Origin of the sequence: Streptomyces sp. SID11385 (genome assembly GCF_010548245.1) — a bacterium.
Lineage (GTDB): Bacteria > Actinomycetota > Actinomycetes > Streptomycetales > Streptomycetaceae > Streptomyces.
Map to the genome: position 1 here is coordinate 1 of NZ_JAAGLR010001196.1, position 695 is coordinate 695.

General features: G+C 74.8%; 1 pseudogene. It reads right to left on the minus strand.

Features of this window, described 5'->3' with window-relative positions:
• A pseudogene (locus G3I42_RS36760) lies at positions 1–695 on the minus strand (FUSC family protein); the annotation flags it as partial.

Consider the following 695-nt stretch of genomic DNA (forward strand, 5'->3'; position numbering starts at 1 on the left):
GGCGAGCAGCGCGGCGGCGGTACGGGAGACGGCGCGGGCCCGGGCGCCGAAGGCGGCGCGCGCGTGGCGCAGCGCGTTGCCCGCGCGGTTGCGCAGCAGGGCCAGGCACAGGCCCGTGACCCAGACGGTGGCGAGGAGCACGGCGACGAGCAGCCCGGGCAGCTGGGAGACCTGGGGGTGGAGGAAGGCCGCGAAGAAGTAGCCCATCCAGCCCATGAAGCCGTAGAAGAAGAAGGCGAGGCCGAAGCGGCGCACGTACACGGCGGCGAACATCACGACGACGAAACCGGCCAGCATCGCCACCTCGTGCCCGGCGACGGCGATGCCCGGCAGCAGCCCCGCGAAGAGCGCGACCGGGAAGAACGCGGCGATCCGCAGGTTCGTCACGGCGGAGGGACCGGCGAGGGCGTTCGAGCCCAGCATCGCGATCACCGTGCCGATGATCATGTGGACGATCATGTCCTGCGGAGCGGCGCCGGCCAGTCGCGCGTAGACGTACTCGATGCCGAGCGCGCCCGCCATCGCGAGGCCCGCCGTGAGAGCCGACCTGAACCGCCCCAGCCCGGGGTCCGAGCCGAGGTGGAAGTCGCGGATGCCGTGGGCGGCGGTACGGAGCGCGGAGGTGCGCGGTGCGGGGGCGCGGCCCTCGGGGGCGCGGTCCGCGCGGGTGCGGTCCGCGGTGCCGGGTGCCGGGG